This window comes from Francisella sp. 19X1-34, assembly GCF_041102755.1.
Lineage (GTDB): Bacteria > Pseudomonadota > Gammaproteobacteria > Francisellales > Francisellaceae > Francisella.
Genome location: NZ_JBGCTX010000007.1, coordinates 1 through 17311, shown reverse-complemented (window position 1 = coordinate 17311; position 17311 = coordinate 1). Strand labels below are relative to the sequence as shown.

Genomic DNA, 17311 nt, shown 5'->3' with positions numbered 1-17311 from the left:
ATTGGATTGGCAAACTTTCGATTAAGATTTCATATCCAGATACTGTGAGTATTAAACTATCTGGATATGGCACTATAGGGAAAGGCCTATATTTACTAAGTGGTGGTACTGCTTCTTTAGAAAAAATATATAAAGAGTTATTTTAGGTAAATTAAACTAGAATTATTTTTTTCGGCAAGATTTACATTTAACATAAAGGTTTAAACTGTGATCTATCAACTCTGCGCCAAATGATTCAGCAATTTGTCTTTGGAGATTTTCTATTTCTTCATTATAAAATTCTTGGATTTCATTGCATTCAATGCATATTATGTGATCATGATGGCCACCTTGATTTAGTTCATACATTACTTGATCGTTATCTAACTTAAGACGATTTATTATTCCAGCTGATTCAAATTGACCTAGGACCCTGTATACAGTAGCTATACCAGTGGTGCTTTTTTGCGACTTTAGCTCTGAAAAGATATCATCAGCGCTGAAATGCTTATCTAAATTTTCTTCAAATAATTTTAGTATTTCCAATCGCGGTTGGGTGATTTTGAAGCCAAATTTTTTTAGATCAAGATTTTTAGAGTTCATTTTTCTTTATATTTATCTACTGTTTAATTTAAATTCTTACATAGTTTTCACTGCTAATGCAAACATTTAAACCATATTTTAGTAGTATAAAGCCATATAAATACTTTTATTTTGCTAACTGTTAAAATTAAATAAATAAAATGTTAGTTTTTGGTTAATATAAGGTTGAGCGAAATTTTATAGTAGGCATCTACTGTATAAATGCTCTTCTGATTTTGTACTTAGACCTTAATTATGCTATTATTGGCGGTACTTGAATTATATTTATAATTTTTCTATGGTTACTAATATTTACGGGCAATTCGCTCCAATTTTGATATTTCTCATCATTGCTTTCGGATTAGGTGCTACTTTTGCAATCGTAGGTAAGGTTTTATCTACCATTGTTGGCGCGAACAAACCTAGTGAAACAAAGGGTGAAACATTTGAGTGCGGATTTCCAACTTTTGGGGATGCTAGGGAAAAATTGGATGTACGGTTTTACTTGATTGCTGTATTGTTTTTGATTTTTGATCTTGAGCTAGCATTTATTATTCCTTGGGGGATAAACCTAAGAGCAAGTGCTGGTTTTCCAGCTATTTCAGGTCATGCTTTCGTGGCAATGATTATATTTTTAGTAGTGCTATTTCTAGGGTTGATTTATGCCTGGAAGAAAGGAGCTTTGGAATGGGAATAGGTAACGAAAATAAAGGATTTATAACAGCTAGTGCAGATGCTCTGATAAATTGGGTCAGAACAGGGTCTTTATGGCCGGTTACAACAGGTTTAGCGTGTTGTGCTGTTGAAATGATGCATGCAGGTGCAGCAAGATATGATTTAGATAGGTTTGGGATTGTTTTTAGACCTTCTCCAAGACAATCAGATGTTCTTATAGTTGCTGGGACATTATGTAATAAAATGGCTCCAGCATTAAGACAAGTTTATGATCAGATGCCAGATCCTAAGTGGGTAATATCAATGGGGTCATGTGCAAATGGTGGTGGTTATTATCACTATTCTTATTCTGTTGTTAGAGGTTGTGACAGGATTGTTCCTGTTGATATATATGTTCCAGGATGTCCTCCTACTGCTGAGGCTTTGGTGTATGGAATTATACAGCTTCAAAACAAGATTGTTAGAACAAATACTATAGCGAGGAAGTAATAGTGAATGTTTCTTTACAAGACCATTTTGAAAACTTAAATAAAGTTTTAGATGGATTGGGTGTTAAGAGTTATATTGCTTATGATGAAATAACAATTGAAGTAAGAGATCAAAGAGATATTCATCTAGTTCTTAAAAAACTTAAGAAAGGTTATTCATTTGAGCAGTTAACTGATGTGACGGCTGTCGATTATTTAACTTATGGCCAATCAGATTGGCAGGTTGGTAAGGCTGTTTCTCAACAAGGTTTCTCAAGAGCTCGTCAACAAGATTTCAAAACAACGGATGTTGTGAATAGGTTTGAGATTATCTATCAGCTATTAAGTATGGCAAATAATGTACGCGTTAGAGTTAAATGTAAGTTAAAAAACGCTCAAATTATCTTGGTTGACTCAGTTAGTGACCTTTGGCCTTCAGCTGACTGGGCTGAAAGAGAAGTATATGATATGTTTGGGATTTATTTCAATAATCATCCAGATTTAAGAAGAGTGTTGACGGACTATGGTTTTGTGGGTCACCCTTTGAGGAAAGACTTTCCTCAGACTGGTTATGTTGAGATGCGCTACGATGAGAACCTTTGTAAGGTTGTGTATGAGCCTGTAGAAATTGATGATAGGGTTAATGCACCAAGAGTTATTCGTAATTAAAAAACTGTGGATTTATTAGAATGGCAGAGTATAAAAACTATACGTTGAATTTTGGTCCAGTGCACCCTGCAGCACACGGTGTTCTTAGGCTTATTTTAGAGCTAGATGGTGAAAATGTTGTTAGAGCGGATCCTCATGTGGGATTACTACATAGAGGTACAGAGAAGCTTGCTGAATTTAAACCGTATAATCAAAGCATTGGTTATATGGATAGGCTAGATTATGTATCGATGATGTGTAATGAGCATGCATATGTTATGGCAATAGAGAAACTGCTTGAGTTAGAAGTGCCAGAAAGAGGGCAGTATATTCGAGTATTGTTTGCCGAGATGACAAGGATTCTTAATCACCTTTTATGGGTTGCAGCATGTGGTATTGACTTAGGTGCAATGACAGTTTTCTTGTATGCATTTAGAGTTAGAGAAGATCTTTTTGATTGTTATGAAGCTGTATCGGGAGCTCGTATGCACGCAGCATACTTTAGGCCTGGCGGTGTAGCTAGAGATCTACCAACACAGATGCCACAATATAAGCAAACTAGATTTACTAGTAAGAGAAAAACTAAAAAGATAAATGCTAATAGACAAGGTAGCATGCTCGATTTTTTAGACTCTTTTGTTACTGATTTTGAGAAGTCTCTAGATGAGATTGATACTCTTTTAACTGATAATAGACTTTGGAAGCAAAGAACAGTTGATATTGGTGTTGTTACTGCTGAAAGAGCTAAGGAGCTTGGTTTTACAGGTCCTATGCTTAGAGGTAGTGGAGTTGCTTGGGATATCAGAAAAGCTCAACCATACGAGGTTTATGATAAGTTGGACTTTGATATTCCTGTAGGTGCAAATGGTGACTGTTATGATAGGTATCTTGTGAGAATGGCAGAGATGCGTGAGTCAAATAAGATTATGAAGCAGTGTGTTGATTGGCTAAGAGCTAATCCAGGAGCAGTGCTTTCAGATGATCATAAGGTTGCTCCTCCAAAAAGAAATGCAATGAAAAATAATATGGAAGAGCTTATTCATCACTTTAAACTTTTCTCAGAAGGGTATTGCACTCCAGAGGGAGAGGTTTATGTTGGCACGGAGCATCCTAAAGGTGAGTTTGGGGTGTATATAAAATCAGATGGTGCAAACAAGCCATATAGGCTGAAAATGAGAGCGCCAGGTTTTGCAAATATTAGTGCGATGGATGAGTTATTAGCAGGGCATATGTTAGCAGATGCTCCGGCAATTATCTCAACAATAGATGTTGTGTTTGGTGATGTAGATAGGTAGAGGAAGGATGTCTTTAGTAGATTTAATATCGCCGCAAGCGAGAGAAGATATTGATAGAGTTTTAAGTAAGTTTCCAGCAGATCAAAGAAGATCGGCTATATTAGAGGGCTTGCATATTTTACAAGATCAAAATGGTGGTTTTTTGACGGATGATTTACAAACGGCCTTAGCAGAGTATTTGCAGGTTAGTAAAGTAGATGTTTATGAAGTTGCTACTTTTTATTGTATGTATGATCTTCAGCCAGTTGGTAGACATAAGCTAAACCTTTGTACAAATGTTTCATGTATGCTAAATGGAGCATATGATATTTTGAAGCATATTGAGAAAAAACTTGGCATCAAGCCTGGTCAGACTACAAAAGATGGTCGTATAACGCTAAAAGAAGTAGAGTGCCAAGGTGCGTGTTGTGGTTCACCAATGCTAGAGGTGGATAAAGTTTTTTATGAAAATTTGACTATAGAAAAAGTGAATCAACTTATTGATTCTTTGGAGTAGTGGTAAATGGCTAATGAAGTTTGTTTTCGTACCCTACATTTAAATGAGTCTTATAGTTTGGAATCTTATTTATCTGTAGGAGGATATTCTTATTGGAATAGAATATTAACTGAAAAAATTCCTCCTGAGCAGATAATAGAAGAGTTAAAAACATCAGGGCTTAGAGGTAGAGGTGGTGCAGGTTTCCCTACTGGGTTGAAGTGGAGTTTTATGCCACGTAATACTCCAGGGCAAAAATATGTTGTCTGTAATTCAGATGAGGGTGAGCCAGGGACTTGTAAAGATAGAGAAATTCTAAGAAGAAATCCTCATCAACTTATTGAGGGTATGGCTATTGCTGGTTATGTGGTTGGAGCTACAGCTGGTTATAATTATACTAGAGGCGAGTTTTATGAGCCTATAAGAAGATTTGAAGATGCTCTTATAGAAGCTTATCAAGCAGGTATATTAGGCTCTAATATAAAATCATCTGGGATTTCATTTGATTTATATTCAGCAGTAGGTGCTGGTGCATATATATGTGGAGAGGAGACTGCGCTTTTAAACTCTCTAGAGGGTAAGAAAGGTCGTCCGAGATTTAAACCGCCTTTCCCAGCGTTTGTAGGTTTATATGGTAAACCAACAAATATAAACAATACTGAAACATATGCATCTGTGCCAGCAATATTACAACATGGTGGCGAATGGTTTAAGAAACTAGGTACTGAGAAAAGTGGCGGTACAAAGTTGTTTTGTGTTTCAGGCCATGTTGAAAAGCAAAGAGTTGTTGAGATTGGTTTAGGTATGCCTTTCAAAGAGCTATTAGAAATATGTGGTGGTGTGCGTAAGGGCCATAAGCTTAAAGCTGTGATACCTGGTGGTAGCTCTTCTAAGATTCTAACGGGCGAAGAAATGCTAAAAGCGAATATGGATTATGAATCTATAGCTGAAGCTGGCTCAATGCTAGGTTCTGGAGCAGTTGTTGTGCTAGATGAGACTACATGTATGGTCAGAACACTAGCTAGATTAGCAGATTTTTATCATGAAGAGTCTTGCGGTCAGTGTACGCCATGTAGAGAGGGAACGGGTTGGCTTGCTCGTACATTGCATAGGATCATAGCTGGTGAAGGTAGACCTGAAGATATAGATAGTCTTGTAAGAGTGGCGACAAATATAGAAGGAAATAGTATTTGTGGCTTAGGTGATGCAGCTGCATGGCCAGTACAAAGTTATATAAATAAGTTTAGAGATGAGTTTGTTTATATGATTGAGAATAATGGTAAAAGTATAGTGGATCAATAGTTGATTGAGGTAGTTCTGTGTCAGACAATAAAGAATCCAAAAGAATAAATATAGAGATTGATGGTAAAAATTATGAAGCTTTACCTAATCAATCAATTATAGAAGTTGCAGATGAGAATGGTATTTATATTCCAAGATTCTGCTATCATAAAAAATTATCCGTAGCTGCTAATTGCAGGATGTGTCTAGTTGATGTTGAAGGTGCTAGAAGAGCATCTCCGGCCTGTGCGACACCTATTATGGATGGCATGAAAGTCAAAACTCGCTCTGAGACAGCATTGAAGATGCAAAAAGACATGATGGAGTTCTTACTGATAAACCATCCATTGGATTGCCCAATATGTGATCAAGGTGGTGAGTGTGAGTTGCAAGATATTGCTATGGGGTATGGTAAAACTGCTTCTGATTATGTTGAGTCAAAGAGAGCTGTTGCAGATCCTGATTTAGGTTCGCTAGTAGCTACTGACATGACAAGATGTATTTTATGTACACGTTGTGTTCGCTTTGGAGACGAAGTTGCGGGAATTAAAGAGTTAGGTGTTATGGGTAGAGGAGATCACTCTTCTATTAGCACTTATGTTTCTGGAGATATGCTTGACTCAGAAATATCTGGTAATGTTATAGACTTGTGTCCAGTTGGAGCTCTTACATCAAAACCCTTTAGATTTAAGGCTAGAGCATGGGAGCTTAAACAGTATTCAACAGTCTCATCAGGTGATGCATTGGCTGTAGATATAAATGCTCATGTTTATCAAAACAAGCTCGTTCGTGTTGTTCCAAGAGAAAGCGAGGTAACAGGTACATGGATAGCTGATAGAGATAGATTTGAGTATTCAGGCTTGTATAGCCAAGAAAGAATTCAGCAACCAATGATTAAAAAATCTGGCGGTTGGACAAATGTTTCTTGGGAAGAGGCTCTTGATTTTGTTAAAGTAGCTATTGAAAAAACTAAAGAAAAAGATGGCGTTGAAGCTATCTCAGCTATTATGTCTGAATCTTCAACATCAGAAGAAATGTTTTTGATGAAGAAACTACTAGCTTCAGTAGGTTCAGATAATATTGATGCTCGTGTGAGACAATATGCTGATATTTCAGGTATTAGCTCAGGTAAAGGCCTAAGCTGTTCTTTAGATGATATTAGAAGTAGTGATTTTGTATTAGTATTTGGTTCAAATATTAGAAAAGAATATCCTTTAGTTAACTTAGCTGTTAAAGATGCTGTTGAAAAAAATAATGCTAATGCAGTTGCTTGGAATGTTTGTGACTATAGCTTTAATTATGATATCAAACAAGTTAGGTTAGCAGCTGATAATATCCAGTACATAGCATTGTCCTTGCTTAAGGCAATTTTTGTTAGAGCAAACTTGCCATATGGCGATTTAGATGAAATCTTAAGAAAAGTTGATCCAGCAGGAGAAATAAGAGATGCGGCAGATAAAATAATAGCTGCAGATAACCCTAAGATAATTATCGGTCAGGATATTGTAAACTCGGATGCTTTTGAAACGGTGTTTTGTGTGCTAGATGTTTTAGAAAAAGTTACAAATATTAAGGGCGGTGTTTTAGCTAGTGATGTTAACTCAGTGGCTGCTGATAGAATCCTTAGCTCATCTAAAACAAAGTTTAGTACATATAAGTGTTTAAATGCTCAAACAAAGACTAAACTTCTTTTGACAGCTCATACTGAATTATCTAAAGATAGCTTATATGGTGAGCAAAAACTTAGAAAAGCTCTAGATGATATAGATATAGTTGTAAGCTTTACTCCATTTGCAGATAGGTTTACTAAAGATGTAGCTGATATAATTATACCAGTAGCTACTCATTACGAAACTAGTGGTAGCTTCGTTGATATGTTTGGTAACACAAAAGAGTTTAAGCAAGTTGTTAAGCCGTATGCTGAAAACAAAGAGTTATGGAGAATACTAAGAGTTCTTGGCAATCTTTTAGGCTTAGAAGGATTTGAGTATAACTCTATAAATGAGGTTTCTGAAGATACTTATGCAAATAGGACTAGAGTATCTATAAACCATGTTACTCAGATATTAAATGCAAGTCTTGATTACCAAAAGAATATAGCATTTTTAGCATCAAACCCTGTTTATGGCTCTAGTAGTTTATTAAGAAGAGCTGAGCCTCTTCAACAGACAAAAGATGCGAAGAGATTCTCTGGTGTAAGAATATCTCAAGAATTAGCGGATGATATTGGTCTTAAAGTCAAATCAGGCACTGTTAAGATTTATGATATAGATAATGAGATAAACCCAGAAGTTATCGTTGATCCAAGCTTGCAAGCTAAAAATATTATGATCCCGAGAAGTCTGTATAAAGATTTTATGCAAGGTGATAGCGTTAATATTAAGCTAGTAGAAGGGGAGAAGTAATATGATAGAGTATATTTTATGGACAGTTCTGTATACGTTGTTAATAATAATTCCTCTAATATTAGTAGTAGCTTATTATACATATGCAGAAAGAAAAGTAATTGGATATATGCAGGATAGACTTGGGCCAAACAGGGTTGGTTCATTTGGTTTATTACAGCCAATCTTTGATGCACTGAAGCTTTTCTTAAAAGAGATAATCATTCCAAATAAGTCAAATAGATACTTATTCTTCATAGCTCCGATATTAGCATTTGCACCAGCTTATGCAGCTTGGGCTGTTATACCTTTCTCAAGAGGGGTGGTGCTATCGGATATGAACTTGGGTCTATTATATATCCTAGCAATGACTTCATTCTCAATTTATGGGATTGTGATAGCAGGTTGGGCGTCAAACAATAAATATTCACTATTTGGTGCTTTAAGAGCAGGTGCGCAGGTTATATCTTATGAGTTAGCTATGAGCTTTTCTATCGTGGGTGTTGTAATTGCAGCAGGCTCAATGGGAATTACAGGGATTATAGACGCTCAGGTTGGTGGGATATGGCACTGGTATTTTATACCTTTATTCCCGTTATTCATTGTGTATTTTATAGCAGGTATCGCTGAGACAAACAGAGCACCTTTTGATGTTGTGGAAGGTGAGTCAGAAATTGTTGCTGGTCACCATATAGAATATACAGGTGCAAGATTTGCTTTATTCTTCTTGGCTGAATATGCAAATATGATTTTGATTAGTATATTAACATCTATTATGTTTTTAGGTGGTTGGAACTCACCATTCCAAGCAACTCCTTTAGAGCACGTGTTTAGCTTTGTGCCAGGAGTTATTTGGTTATTTGGTAAAACTGGTATTTTCATGTTCATGTTTTTATGGGTAAGAGCTACATACCCTAGATATAGATATGACCAAATTATGCGTTTGGGTTGGAAGATATTTATACCTTTAACATTTGTATGGGTTGTAGTAGTTGCTTGTATGGTTAGATTTGGTCTAGGACCTTGGTGGTAAGGGATAGTGATATGAGAAATATAACGAATTTTTTTAAAACCTTTTTACTATGGGAGCTTTTAAAAGGTCTTAAAGTAACAGGTAAACACTTTTTTACGCGCAAGGTTACAGTACAGTATCCAGATGAAAAAACTCCGATATCTAATAGATTTAGAGGTTTACATGCTCTTAGACGCTATGAAAATGGTGAAGAAAGATGTATTGCGTGTAAACTATGTGAGGTAGTTTGTCCTGCGTTAGCTATCACGATTAATTCAACTGAAAGAGAAGATGGTTCGCGTAGAACTTCAAGTTATGAAATAGACTTATTTAAGTGTATCTTCTGTGGTTACTGTGAGGAGTCTTGTCCTGTTGATTCAATTGTTGAGACAAATATTCTAGAATACCACTTTGAAGAGCGCGGTGAGAATATTATGACAAAAGCTAAACTTCTTGCTGTAGGTGATAAGTATGAGTCGCAAATAGCTGCTGATAGGCTACAAGATAAGGATTTTAGGTAAAAAGATGATTGTAACAGATATTTTATTTTATATTTTTGCATCGCTAGCTATTATTTCAGCTCTAGTATTGGTGTTGGGGAATAATCCTGTTAACTCAGTAATCGCGATGATATTTACATTTATATTTACTGCGGCTGTTTGGATTATTTTACAACAAGTATATTTGGCATTATTACTCATAGTTGTTTATGTTGGTGCTGTACTAGTGATGTTCTTGTTTGTGGTCTTCATGTTAGATTTACATGTTGAAAAAGAAGGAAGAGTTGGGAGATTCTTCTATGCTTTAGCTGCGATAATAGTTTGTGCCATATTTGCAACGATTATTAGTTATGCGGTTACACATGTATTTGCAGGTGTAACTATGCAAGGTGGAGTCGGTGGATTAAAAACAATAGGCTCAACTATGTTTAATAATAACAACTTGTATGTGTTTGAGCTTATTGACTTTATATTATTGGCAGCGATGACTGCAGCAGTAACGCTTACATTAAGACCTAAGCGTAAAGATAATAAGTCAGTTAACCCAACTAAGCAGGTTAAAGTTAGGGCGAAAGATCGTCTGACTATGGTGAAGATGCCAAGTAATAAAGAGGGTGCGAAAGATGGGCAGTAGTATCTCAGTTTCAGTTACAAATGGACTAATTTTTAGTACGATTTTATTTGTTATTAGTGTTGCCGGAATCATTATAAATAGAAGAAGTATCTTGATACTTTTAATGTCTATAGAACTAATGCTTTTAGCGGTTAATACAAATTTTTTGATATTTGCTAATATGCATCATCAAGCAATGGGCGGAGTTTTTGTATTCTTTATAATGGCAGTAGCAGCTGCTGAAACAGCAATAGGTTTAGCTATAGTTGTTGCCATATCGAGAAAGCGTAAAACTATTGATTTAAGTAAACTTAATACACTGAGAGGTTAATCAAGCTATGATAATAAGTACTCAAGTAGCAGCTGTATTAATCGCAGTTATAGTTTTAGCACCTTTACTTGGAGCAATAATTGCTGGCTTTGGTGGTAAATCTGTCAAAAATGCAGGTGTTAATTTTTTCACAATTTCACTATGTGGACTTTCATTTGTTCTTAGTGTGATTTTAGCTTGTGGTGTATTTAGCGGCTCTGAAGTTTATAGTGTTAGCTATTATCAATGGGCTCCAGTTTCAAAACTGTTTTCTTTCGATATTGGTTTTACTGTAAATAGAATTACAGTATATATGATGCTAATTGTGACATTTGTATCAACATTAGTGCATATTTACTCCATTGGATATATGAAAGGTGAAGAAGGTTACGCAAGATTCTTCTCATATATCTCAGGCTTTACATTTGCAATGCTATGTCTAGTTATGGGCAATAACTTCTTACTTTTATTCTTTGGATGGGAAGGTGTTGGCTTATTCTCATATTTACTAATTGGTTTTTATTTCAATAGAGATAATGCTAATGTGGCAAGTTTAAGAGCGTTTATTGTAAATAGAATAGGGGATTTAGGCTTCTTACTAGGTATCGGAGCTGTTATTCTGTATACAGGATCTGTCGACTACACAACTGTTTTTGCAGCTTTACCAAACATTGATAATACTCAAGTTGTACACTTCTTAGGAATGAGCTTTAGCCCTGTTACTTTAATGTGTGTGCTTTTATTTATCGGTGCAATGGGTAAATCAGCACAGTTCCCGCTACACTCATGGTTAGAAGGATCAATGGAAGGTCCTACTCCAATTTCTGCCTTGATACATGCTGCGACAATGGTAACAGCTGGTGTATTTATGGTAGCTAGACTTTCCCCAATGTTTGTCTTGTCTGAGGCTGCTCTAAGTTTTGTACTTATAATAGGTGCAATCACTTGTTTATTTATGGGTTTGATTGCTATTGTACAAACGGATATTAAAAGAGTTATTGCTTATTGTACATTATCGCAACTTGGTTATATGATGGTTGCACAAGGTGCAGGTGCATTTTCAATAGGAATGTTTCACCTTATGACTCATGCAATGTTTAAAGCATTGTTATTCTTAGCGGCAGGTTCTGTTATTGTGGCTATGCACCATGAGCAAGATATTCGCAGAATGGGTGGCTTAAGAAAATATATGCCTGTTACATACTTGTGTATGTTTATTGGTGCATGGGCACTTGCAGCTCTTCCACCATTTTCTGGCTTCTTCTCTAAAGATCTAATTATTGAGGCAGCACAAACAACTACAGTATTTGGGCATCAGTTTGCATACTATATGGTATTAGCATGTGCTTTTGTAACATCTTTTTATATATTTAGAATGTTCTTCTTAGTTTTCCATGGTAAAGAGAGAATGTCTGAAGAAGAAAAATCACATATTAAAGAGTCTCCTTTAAGCATATTGATACCGTTAATATTATTAGCAATACCTTCTGCTTTTATCGGTGAGTACTTCTTTACAAGTATATTATCACAAAGTCATGGACTGTTTGGTAACACTATAAGTTCATACGTTCAATCAGGGTTACATGGTATGTCTGTAACGGCTGATTTAGCGAGCGAGCCTGATACATTTAATTCATTTGCCTTTATTAAGCATTCTGTTTCAACTGTGCCTTTCTGGTTAGCAACTAGTGCTTTAGTATTATCATATGTGCTTTATATATGGCTACCAAGCATTCCTAGAGCTTTAGCTAGTACAAAATCTGGCGTAGGAATTGTTTATCATATTTTAGTTAAGAAATACTTCATCGATGCATTATATGATGTTGTTTTTGTTGCAATTTTCTTAGCTATTAGTAACTTCTTATGGAAAGTTATAGACATATTTATCATAGATAAGGCAGTTGTCCAAGGTACGTCTAGCTTAATTTATCATACTGGTGATAGTTTTAGAAAGATCCAACGTGGGTATCTGTTTGACTATGCATTTGTATTGATGATAGGTGTATTGTTATTTATGATTTTGCTGATTTTAGTTTAGGCAGGTTAGGGGTAAATTTGTATTATGAATTTAGGTAATTATTTATTAAGTTTGATAATTTGGCTACCAATAATTGGCGGCTTTGTTGTCTTAGCAACAAAAACTGAAGAGTTACATGGTGATGCTGCTCGTTGGGTTGCACTAGTGTTTAGCTGTTTAACTCTAGCGTTATGTGTACCATTAGTAGCATCTTTTGATTATGGTAGCTCAGCTATGCAATTCCAAGAGTCATTTACATGGTTCAAGGTTTTTGGGATGCATGATGTTTACTATAACCTTGGGGTTGATGGTTTCTCTGTACTATTTATTGTTTTAACTTGTTTTGCAACTTTAGTAATTGTATTGGCTGCTTGGACATCGATTAAAACCAAAGTTAGACAGTACATGGCAATTTTTTTGATCACATGTGGTTTAACAAATGGTGTTTTTTGTGCGACAGACTCTATATTGTTCTATATTTTCTGGGAAGCATTGCTTATTCCAACTTGTCTAGGTATAGGTATCTGGGGTGGTAAAAATAAAGCATATGCCGCTGTTAAATACTTTATGTATACATTCTTTGGTTCAGTATTTTTATTAGCTGCTATTCTGTATATACAGACAAAAGTAGCTGCATCTCCTTCAGATGTTTTAGTAAGTGCAGATACTTATTCTATTCAAAACTTTATTGCTTGGGCAACACATTCTCAAGCATTGGCAAATGGAGTTAACTTTACTCTTACTGCTCAATGGTTAGTCTTTGGAGCATTTTTCTTAGCATTTGCTGTTAAGATTCCAATGTGGCCATTCCACTCTTGGTTACCTGATGCTCATTCAGAAGCTCCTGCTGGTGGTTCTGTCATATTAGCAGCACTAATGCTTAAGTTAGGGGCGTATGGTTTCTTAAGATTTGCTATTCCAATGTTACCTGAAGTAACAGCATCTCTAGAATATGTACTAATAATTATGTCTCTAATAGCAATTGTTTATGTTGGTATAGTAGCTGTAGCACAAACAGATGTTAAAAGACTAATCGCATATTCATCAATTTCGCATATGGGGCTTGTTACTCTTGGTTTATTTTCGATCTTTATTTTAAAAGATGGTACAGCTTTAGGAAATACTCATGCCCAACTTGCTATCCAAGGTGCAGTGTTCCAAATGATAGCTCATGCGTTTTCATCTGGTGGTATGTTTATTGGTGTTGGTTATTTGTATTTAAGAATGCATACAAGACAAATCTCTGATTTTTCTGGTGTAGCTAAAACTATGCCGATATTTGCAACATTCTTCTTACTTTTCTGTATGGCTAATGTAGGCTTACCTGGTACAAGTGGTTTTGTGGGTGAGTTTATGATTTTATTAGCAGTATTCCAGTACTCTCCATTAATAGCTTTGATAGCTGGTCTGACTTTGATAATTGCTCCTATATATACACTATGGATGTATAAGAGAGTTTTCTTTGGAGAGGTTGTGTCTACGCAAGTGGCTAATCTTAAAGATTTAGGTAAGATGGAGTTCTTTGTATTTATATTGTTAGCGGTGCCGACTTTATTGTTTGGTTTTTATCCAGAGCCGATATTGCATCTTTCAGCTGCTGCATCGGCAAATATTGTTGGTTTATCTCTATAAGGTGGTGTTTTGATTATGAGTTTATCAATACTTTACATATTACCGGAAATATTATTAGCTGTTGGTATTATAGTTGTAATGTTTTCAGGATTGTTCCTACATGGAAAAATAAGAAATATAAATTATATATTTTTCCAAGTGTTTGCGGCACTAGCTCTTATAGCTACATTTGCTAAAGACTACTTACTTCAGTCAAGTGGTTCGGTTTTTGAGGGGCAGGTTGTATTTAGTGGCTTTGCTTATACTTTACAGATCACGATATTAATTTTATCTCTATTTGTTGCCTTATATTCAAGAGAATATGTTAGAGATAGAAAAATATCTGATGGTGATTTTTATACTCTTTTAATGCTATGTGTGCTAGGTGCGATGGTTCTAATAGCAGGACATAGTTTGATTACTATATATGTTGGTTTAGAGCTTTTATCATTACCTTTGTATGCTTTAATTGCTATCTACAGAAATTCAGGTGAAGGCTTAGAGGCATCTATTAAATACTTCGTATTAGGTGCGATTGCTTCTGCTCTTTTACTATTTGGTATGTCTTTTGTTTATGGTATGACTGGTCAGCTAAATATTTCAGGTATAGCTCATGCTTTAGCACATAATAACTTTACAGGCTTAGAGCAGAAATTCTTACTAGTTTGTTTAGTGATGATGATTGCCACATTCTTATTCAAGCTTGGAGCATTTCCATTTCATATGTGGTTGCCAGATGTTTATCAAGGTGCACCAAATGCAGTAGCTAATATTGTTGCAACTATTCCTAAAGTAGCTGCTTTTGCGATGCTTGTGAATATTCTTTTTGTAGGCTTTCCTTCACTTAAAGATTCATGGGTATACTTATTCAAAGTAATTGGTATCTTATCAATATTCTTTGGTAGTTTAGTTGCACTATCTCAGACTAATATAAAAAGATTACTTGGTTACTCTACAGTTTCTCAAATAGGTTTTGTACTTTTAGCTACAACATTAAACCCACAAGGTTATGCGTTAACTGCTGCAAGTTTTTATGTAATTGTTTATGTATTTACAGCTTTAGCAGCTTTTGGGGTTCTTACAGCTATTAGTGTGGGCGGTTATGAGGTTCAGACTTTGAAAGATCTTAAAGGATTTAACACAAAGAACTCATGGTTGTCATTTATCTTACTTATAGTTTTATTCTCAATGGCAGGTATCCCTCCATTTGGTGGATTTATCGCTAAGCTATTTGTTGTGATGGGTCTAATTAATGATGGTAATTATGTGCTAGCATGTTTTGTATTAATGATGGCTGTAATCGCTTCGTTCTACTATGTACGAGTAATTAAGACTATGTATTTTGATGATCCAGAAAATGATCATAAAGTTAAGGCGCCATTATCTACACTTGTTGCTTTAAGTGTAAATGGTTTAGTGCTGTTGTTCTTAGGTATCATGCCGATGCTTCTTTTAGGTGTTCTTACACAAGTAACAAACGTTATATAAAACCTAATCTTCTTCCTAATTATTTTATATTCTTTATCATTTTAACTTAATCTGTCTGTGACGATATAAGTAAAATCATTTTATTACCTATCATGAATATTAAATTAATTTTATTTAAAAAATAGCTGTAAAATTTAATAGATTTGAACTTCTTTTAGCTAGAATGTTTAGTAAGGTTTTTTTCAAAGAAAGTATTGAAGGGTAATTATGAAGGTTAAAAAAAGTTTAATAATAATGGTAGCCGCAAGCTTATTAACAATGAGTTTGGTTAGTTGTAGCTCAAGTGAGGATAAAAGTGGATCGTCAAAATCAGATATATATGCTCCTGCAGATAAAGATACTCTTGTTAAAGGTAACCTGACTGAGCCTGAGTCTTTGGATCCTATGCATGTTTCAACAAATGTTTCAGCAGCTATTGAGTATGATCTTGGAGAAGGACTGCTTGGAGAGAATCAGGCAAATCAACCTATTCCTGCCATAGCGACTTCTTGGAAGATCTCAGATAATAATTTAGTTTATACCTTTTATCTACGCAAAGATGCTAAATGGTCAAATGGAGAGCCTATTACAGCAGAAGATTTTGTTTACTCGCTTAGACGAACTGTAAATCCTAAAAGTGCTTCGGAAGTGAGTTATAAACTAGCGCCAATTAAAAATGCTCAAGCAATTATGGATGGTAAAAAGCCAGTTTCTACACTGGGAGTAAAAGCTATTAATAAATATACTTTACAAATAACGCTTGATCACCCAGTTTACTATTTTTTAAGTATTATGGCAGATACTAGCACATATCCTGTATATGCACCAGGAGTTGAGAAGTATGGGGAAAGCTTTTTCCAGGCTGGCAAACTTATTTCAAATGGTCCTTATGAATTAAAAGAATGGATACCAAATGGACATATAACTGTTACGAAGAATCCATATTATTGGGATGCTAAGAATGTTCATATTAAAAATGTAAAATTTTTACCAATTACTGATAGAACAGCTGCCTATAATGCTTATGAATCAGGTCGTTTAGATTTTGTTTCCTCTGTCCCAGTTAGTAATTTAAAAGCAATTAAGCAAAAGTATGGTAGTCAAGTTCGCCATGCAGAATGGTTGACTCTAGAGTATTTAAATTTTAATTTAACTAAACCTCCTTTTAAAGATAATCTTAAATTACGTCAAGCATTATCTATGGTTATTAATCGTAAAGATTTAGTTAAATATGTTACAAAAGATGGAGAAACACCAACATATAGCTTTTTCCCTAGTAGTATTGAGGGAGGTATGTATAAAGATATTGGTTATAAGTGGAAAGATTGGCCAATGTCTAAACGTATTGCTGTAGCTAAAAAACTTTATAAAGAGGCAGGATACTCTAAAGATCATCCACTTAAAGTAGATATAGAATATAATACAGAAAACGTAATTAAGAAGAATGTTGAAGCTATCGCTCAAATGTGGAAAGATACTTTGGGAGTTGAGTCAAAAGAGGCGAATTCTGAGTTTAAGGTGTTTATAAAAATAAGATCAGCCCGTGCGTATAATGGTGTTGCTAGAGGAGGGTGGATTGCTGATTTTAATGCTATAGATAATTTTGCGGATATGTGGATGTGTAATAATGATGATAATTATACTGGATACTGTAATCCGGAGTATGATAAGTTAATTAAAGAAGGCGAGAAACAGCCGAATCCAGCAGCTGCTAAGCCTTACTATACCAAGGCTTTAAATTTAGCTATGGCTGACTATCCTATTATACCGCTTTTCTCAGGTACGGTGACTCATTTAGTTAAACCATATATTAAAGGTTATCAGTCAAGCACAAATCATTTAGACCATGTTTATGATAAATGGTTTTCTTTTAATAAGAAAAAGTAATTGATATAATTTATCTTTTTATCTCTAAAAGCTAGGTTCTGTGCACAAAAAATATAAATTAGATTGAAAATAGCTAAACCGTTGTTATTTAAAAGTTGAAAGACAGTA

16 protein-coding genes are annotated in these 17311 nt (G+C 35.0%); 15 read left to right on the top strand and 1 reads right to left on the bottom strand.

The genetic code is table 11. The features are described from left to right. Positions 1 to 162: 162 nt before the first annotated feature. Positions 163 to 582 carry a Fur family transcriptional regulator gene (locus AB8E56_RS02025; protein WP_329477437.1) on the bottom strand — a complete coding sequence of 140 codons (420 nt, stop codon included), beginning with the start codon at positions 580 to 582 and terminating at the stop codon, positions 163 to 165. A 277-nt stretch (positions 583 to 859) separates the two neighbouring features. Here AB8E56_RS02025 and ndhC point away from each other — a divergent pair, with 277 nt between their 5' ends. From ndhC to AB8E56_RS01950, 15 genes are all read left to right on the top strand, one after another. Continuing rightward, positions 860 to 1258 carry an NADH-quinone oxidoreductase subunit A gene (ndhC, locus tag AB8E56_RS02020; protein ID WP_329477435.1) on the top strand — a complete coding sequence of 133 codons (399 nt, stop codon included), beginning with the start codon at positions 860 to 862 and terminating at the stop codon, positions 1256 to 1258. Further along, positions 1249 to 1725: an NADH-quinone oxidoreductase subunit B family protein gene (locus AB8E56_RS02015; protein WP_329477433.1), complete on the top strand. Its 477-nt coding sequence runs from the start codon at positions 1249 to 1251 to the stop codon at positions 1723 to 1725. Before ndhC ends, AB8E56_RS02015 begins: the two co-directional genes overlap by 10 nt. Positions 1726 to 1727: 2 nt before the next feature. Beyond that, positions 1728 to 2372 (top strand): NADH-quinone oxidoreductase subunit C, encoded by a 645-nt coding sequence (locus AB8E56_RS02010; RefSeq protein ID WP_329477431.1) that lies wholly within the window; start codon positions 1728 to 1730, stop codon positions 2370 to 2372. A gap of 20 nt (positions 2373 to 2392) precedes the next feature. Continuing rightward, the gene (locus tag AB8E56_RS02005; RefSeq protein WP_329477429.1) at positions 2393 to 3646 is read left to right on the top strand and encodes an NADH-quinone oxidoreductase subunit D; all 1254 of its coding nucleotides are present in this window, start codon (positions 2393 to 2395) and stop codon (positions 3644 to 3646) included. Positions 3647 to 3653: 7 nt separating this feature from the next. Continuing rightward, positions 3654 to 4142: an NADH-quinone oxidoreductase subunit NuoE gene (gene nuoE, locus AB8E56_RS02000; RefSeq protein ID WP_329477427.1), complete on the top strand. Its 489-nt coding sequence runs from the start codon at positions 3654 to 3656 to the stop codon at positions 4140 to 4142. 6 nt (positions 4143 to 4148) lie between these two features. Further along, positions 4149 to 5423 (top strand): NADH-quinone oxidoreductase subunit NuoF, encoded by a 1275-nt coding sequence (gene nuoF, locus AB8E56_RS01995; RefSeq protein WP_329477425.1) that lies wholly within the window; start codon positions 4149 to 4151, stop codon positions 5421 to 5423. Positions 5424 to 5440: 17 nt separating this feature from the next. Next, positions 5441 to 7807: an NADH-quinone oxidoreductase subunit NuoG gene (nuoG, locus tag AB8E56_RS01990; RefSeq protein ID WP_329477423.1), complete on the top strand. Its 2367-nt coding sequence runs from the start codon at positions 5441 to 5443 to the stop codon at positions 7805 to 7807. A 1-nt stretch (position 7808) separates the two neighbouring features. After that, positions 7809 to 8819, top strand: a complete 1011-nt coding sequence (gene nuoH / locus AB8E56_RS01985; RefSeq protein WP_329477421.1) for an NADH-quinone oxidoreductase subunit NuoH — start codon at positions 7809 to 7811, stop codon at positions 8817 to 8819. A gap of 11 nt (positions 8820 to 8830) precedes the next feature. Next, positions 8831 to 9319: an NADH-quinone oxidoreductase subunit NuoI gene (gene nuoI / locus AB8E56_RS01980; RefSeq protein WP_192578671.1), complete on the top strand. Its 489-nt coding sequence runs from the start codon at positions 8831 to 8833 to the stop codon at positions 9317 to 9319. Positions 9320 to 9323: 4 nt separating this feature from the next. Then, a complete protein-coding gene (locus AB8E56_RS01975) occupies positions 9324 to 9932 on the top strand; it encodes an NADH-quinone oxidoreductase subunit J (RefSeq protein ID WP_329477416.1) in 609 nt (202 codons plus the stop codon). Further along, positions 9922 to 10242, top strand: a complete 321-nt coding sequence (nuoK, locus tag AB8E56_RS01970) for an NADH-quinone oxidoreductase subunit NuoK (protein ID WP_329477414.1) — start codon at positions 9922 to 9924, stop codon at positions 10240 to 10242. The genes AB8E56_RS01975 and nuoK overlap by 11 nt, the downstream gene beginning before the upstream one ends. Before the next feature lie 7 nt (positions 10243 to 10249). Continuing rightward, positions 10250 to 12259 (top strand): NADH-quinone oxidoreductase subunit L, encoded by a 2010-nt coding sequence (gene nuoL / locus AB8E56_RS01965; protein WP_329477412.1) that lies wholly within the window; start codon positions 10250 to 10252, stop codon positions 12257 to 12259. 24 nt (positions 12260 to 12283) lie between these two features. Then, a complete protein-coding gene (locus AB8E56_RS01960) occupies positions 12284 to 13870 on the top strand; it encodes an NADH-quinone oxidoreductase subunit M (protein ID WP_329477410.1) in 1587 nt (528 codons plus the stop codon). Between the two features lie 15 nt (positions 13871 to 13885). Next, positions 13886 to 15337, top strand: coding sequence for an NADH-quinone oxidoreductase subunit N (locus AB8E56_RS01955; protein WP_329477408.1), 1452 nt, complete (start codon positions 13886 to 13888; stop codon positions 15335 to 15337). 207 nt (positions 15338 to 15544) lie between these two features. Continuing rightward, a complete protein-coding gene (locus tag AB8E56_RS01950) occupies positions 15545 to 17203 on the top strand; it encodes a peptide ABC transporter substrate-binding protein (protein ID WP_329477406.1) in 1659 nt (552 codons plus the stop codon). Positions 17204 to 17311: the final 108 nt, after the last annotated feature.

Coding starts and splice junctions, on each gene's coding strand:
- AB8E56_RS02025 (WP_329477437.1), bottom strand. CDS start 582: ATGAACTCTAAAAATCTTGATCTAAAAAAATTTGGCTTCAAAATCACC.
- ndhC (WP_329477435.1), top strand. CDS start 860: ATGGTTACTAATATTTACGGGCAATTCGCTCCAATTTTGATATTTCTC.
- AB8E56_RS02015 (WP_329477433.1), top strand. CDS start 1,249: ATGGGAATAGGTAACGAAAATAAAGGATTTATAACAGCTAGTGCAGAT.
- AB8E56_RS02005 (WP_329477429.1), top strand. CDS start 2,393: ATGGCAGAGTATAAAAACTATACGTTGAATTTTGGTCCAGTGCACCCT.
- nuoE (WP_329477427.1), top strand. CDS start 3,654: ATGTCTTTAGTAGATTTAATATCGCCGCAAGCGAGAGAAGATATTGAT.
- nuoF (WP_329477425.1), top strand. CDS start 4,149: ATGGCTAATGAAGTTTGTTTTCGTACCCTACATTTAAATGAGTCTTAT.
- nuoH (WP_329477421.1), top strand. CDS start 7,809: ATGATAGAGTATATTTTATGGACAGTTCTGTATACGTTGTTAATAATA.
- nuoI (WP_192578671.1), top strand. CDS start 8,831: ATGAGAAATATAACGAATTTTTTTAAAACCTTTTTACTATGGGAGCTT.
- AB8E56_RS01975 (WP_329477416.1), top strand. CDS start 9,324: ATGATTGTAACAGATATTTTATTTTATATTTTTGCATCGCTAGCTATT.
- nuoK (WP_329477414.1), top strand. CDS start 9,922: ATGGGCAGTAGTATCTCAGTTTCAGTTACAAATGGACTAATTTTTAGT.
- nuoL (WP_329477412.1), top strand. CDS start 10,250: ATGATAATAAGTACTCAAGTAGCAGCTGTATTAATCGCAGTTATAGTT.
- AB8E56_RS01960 (WP_329477410.1), top strand. CDS start 12,284: ATGAATTTAGGTAATTATTTATTAAGTTTGATAATTTGGCTACCAATA.
- AB8E56_RS01955 (WP_329477408.1), top strand. CDS start 13,886: ATGAGTTTATCAATACTTTACATATTACCGGAAATATTATTAGCTGTT.
- AB8E56_RS01950 (WP_329477406.1), top strand. CDS start 15,545: ATGAAGGTTAAAAAAAGTTTAATAATAATGGTAGCCGCAAGCTTATTA.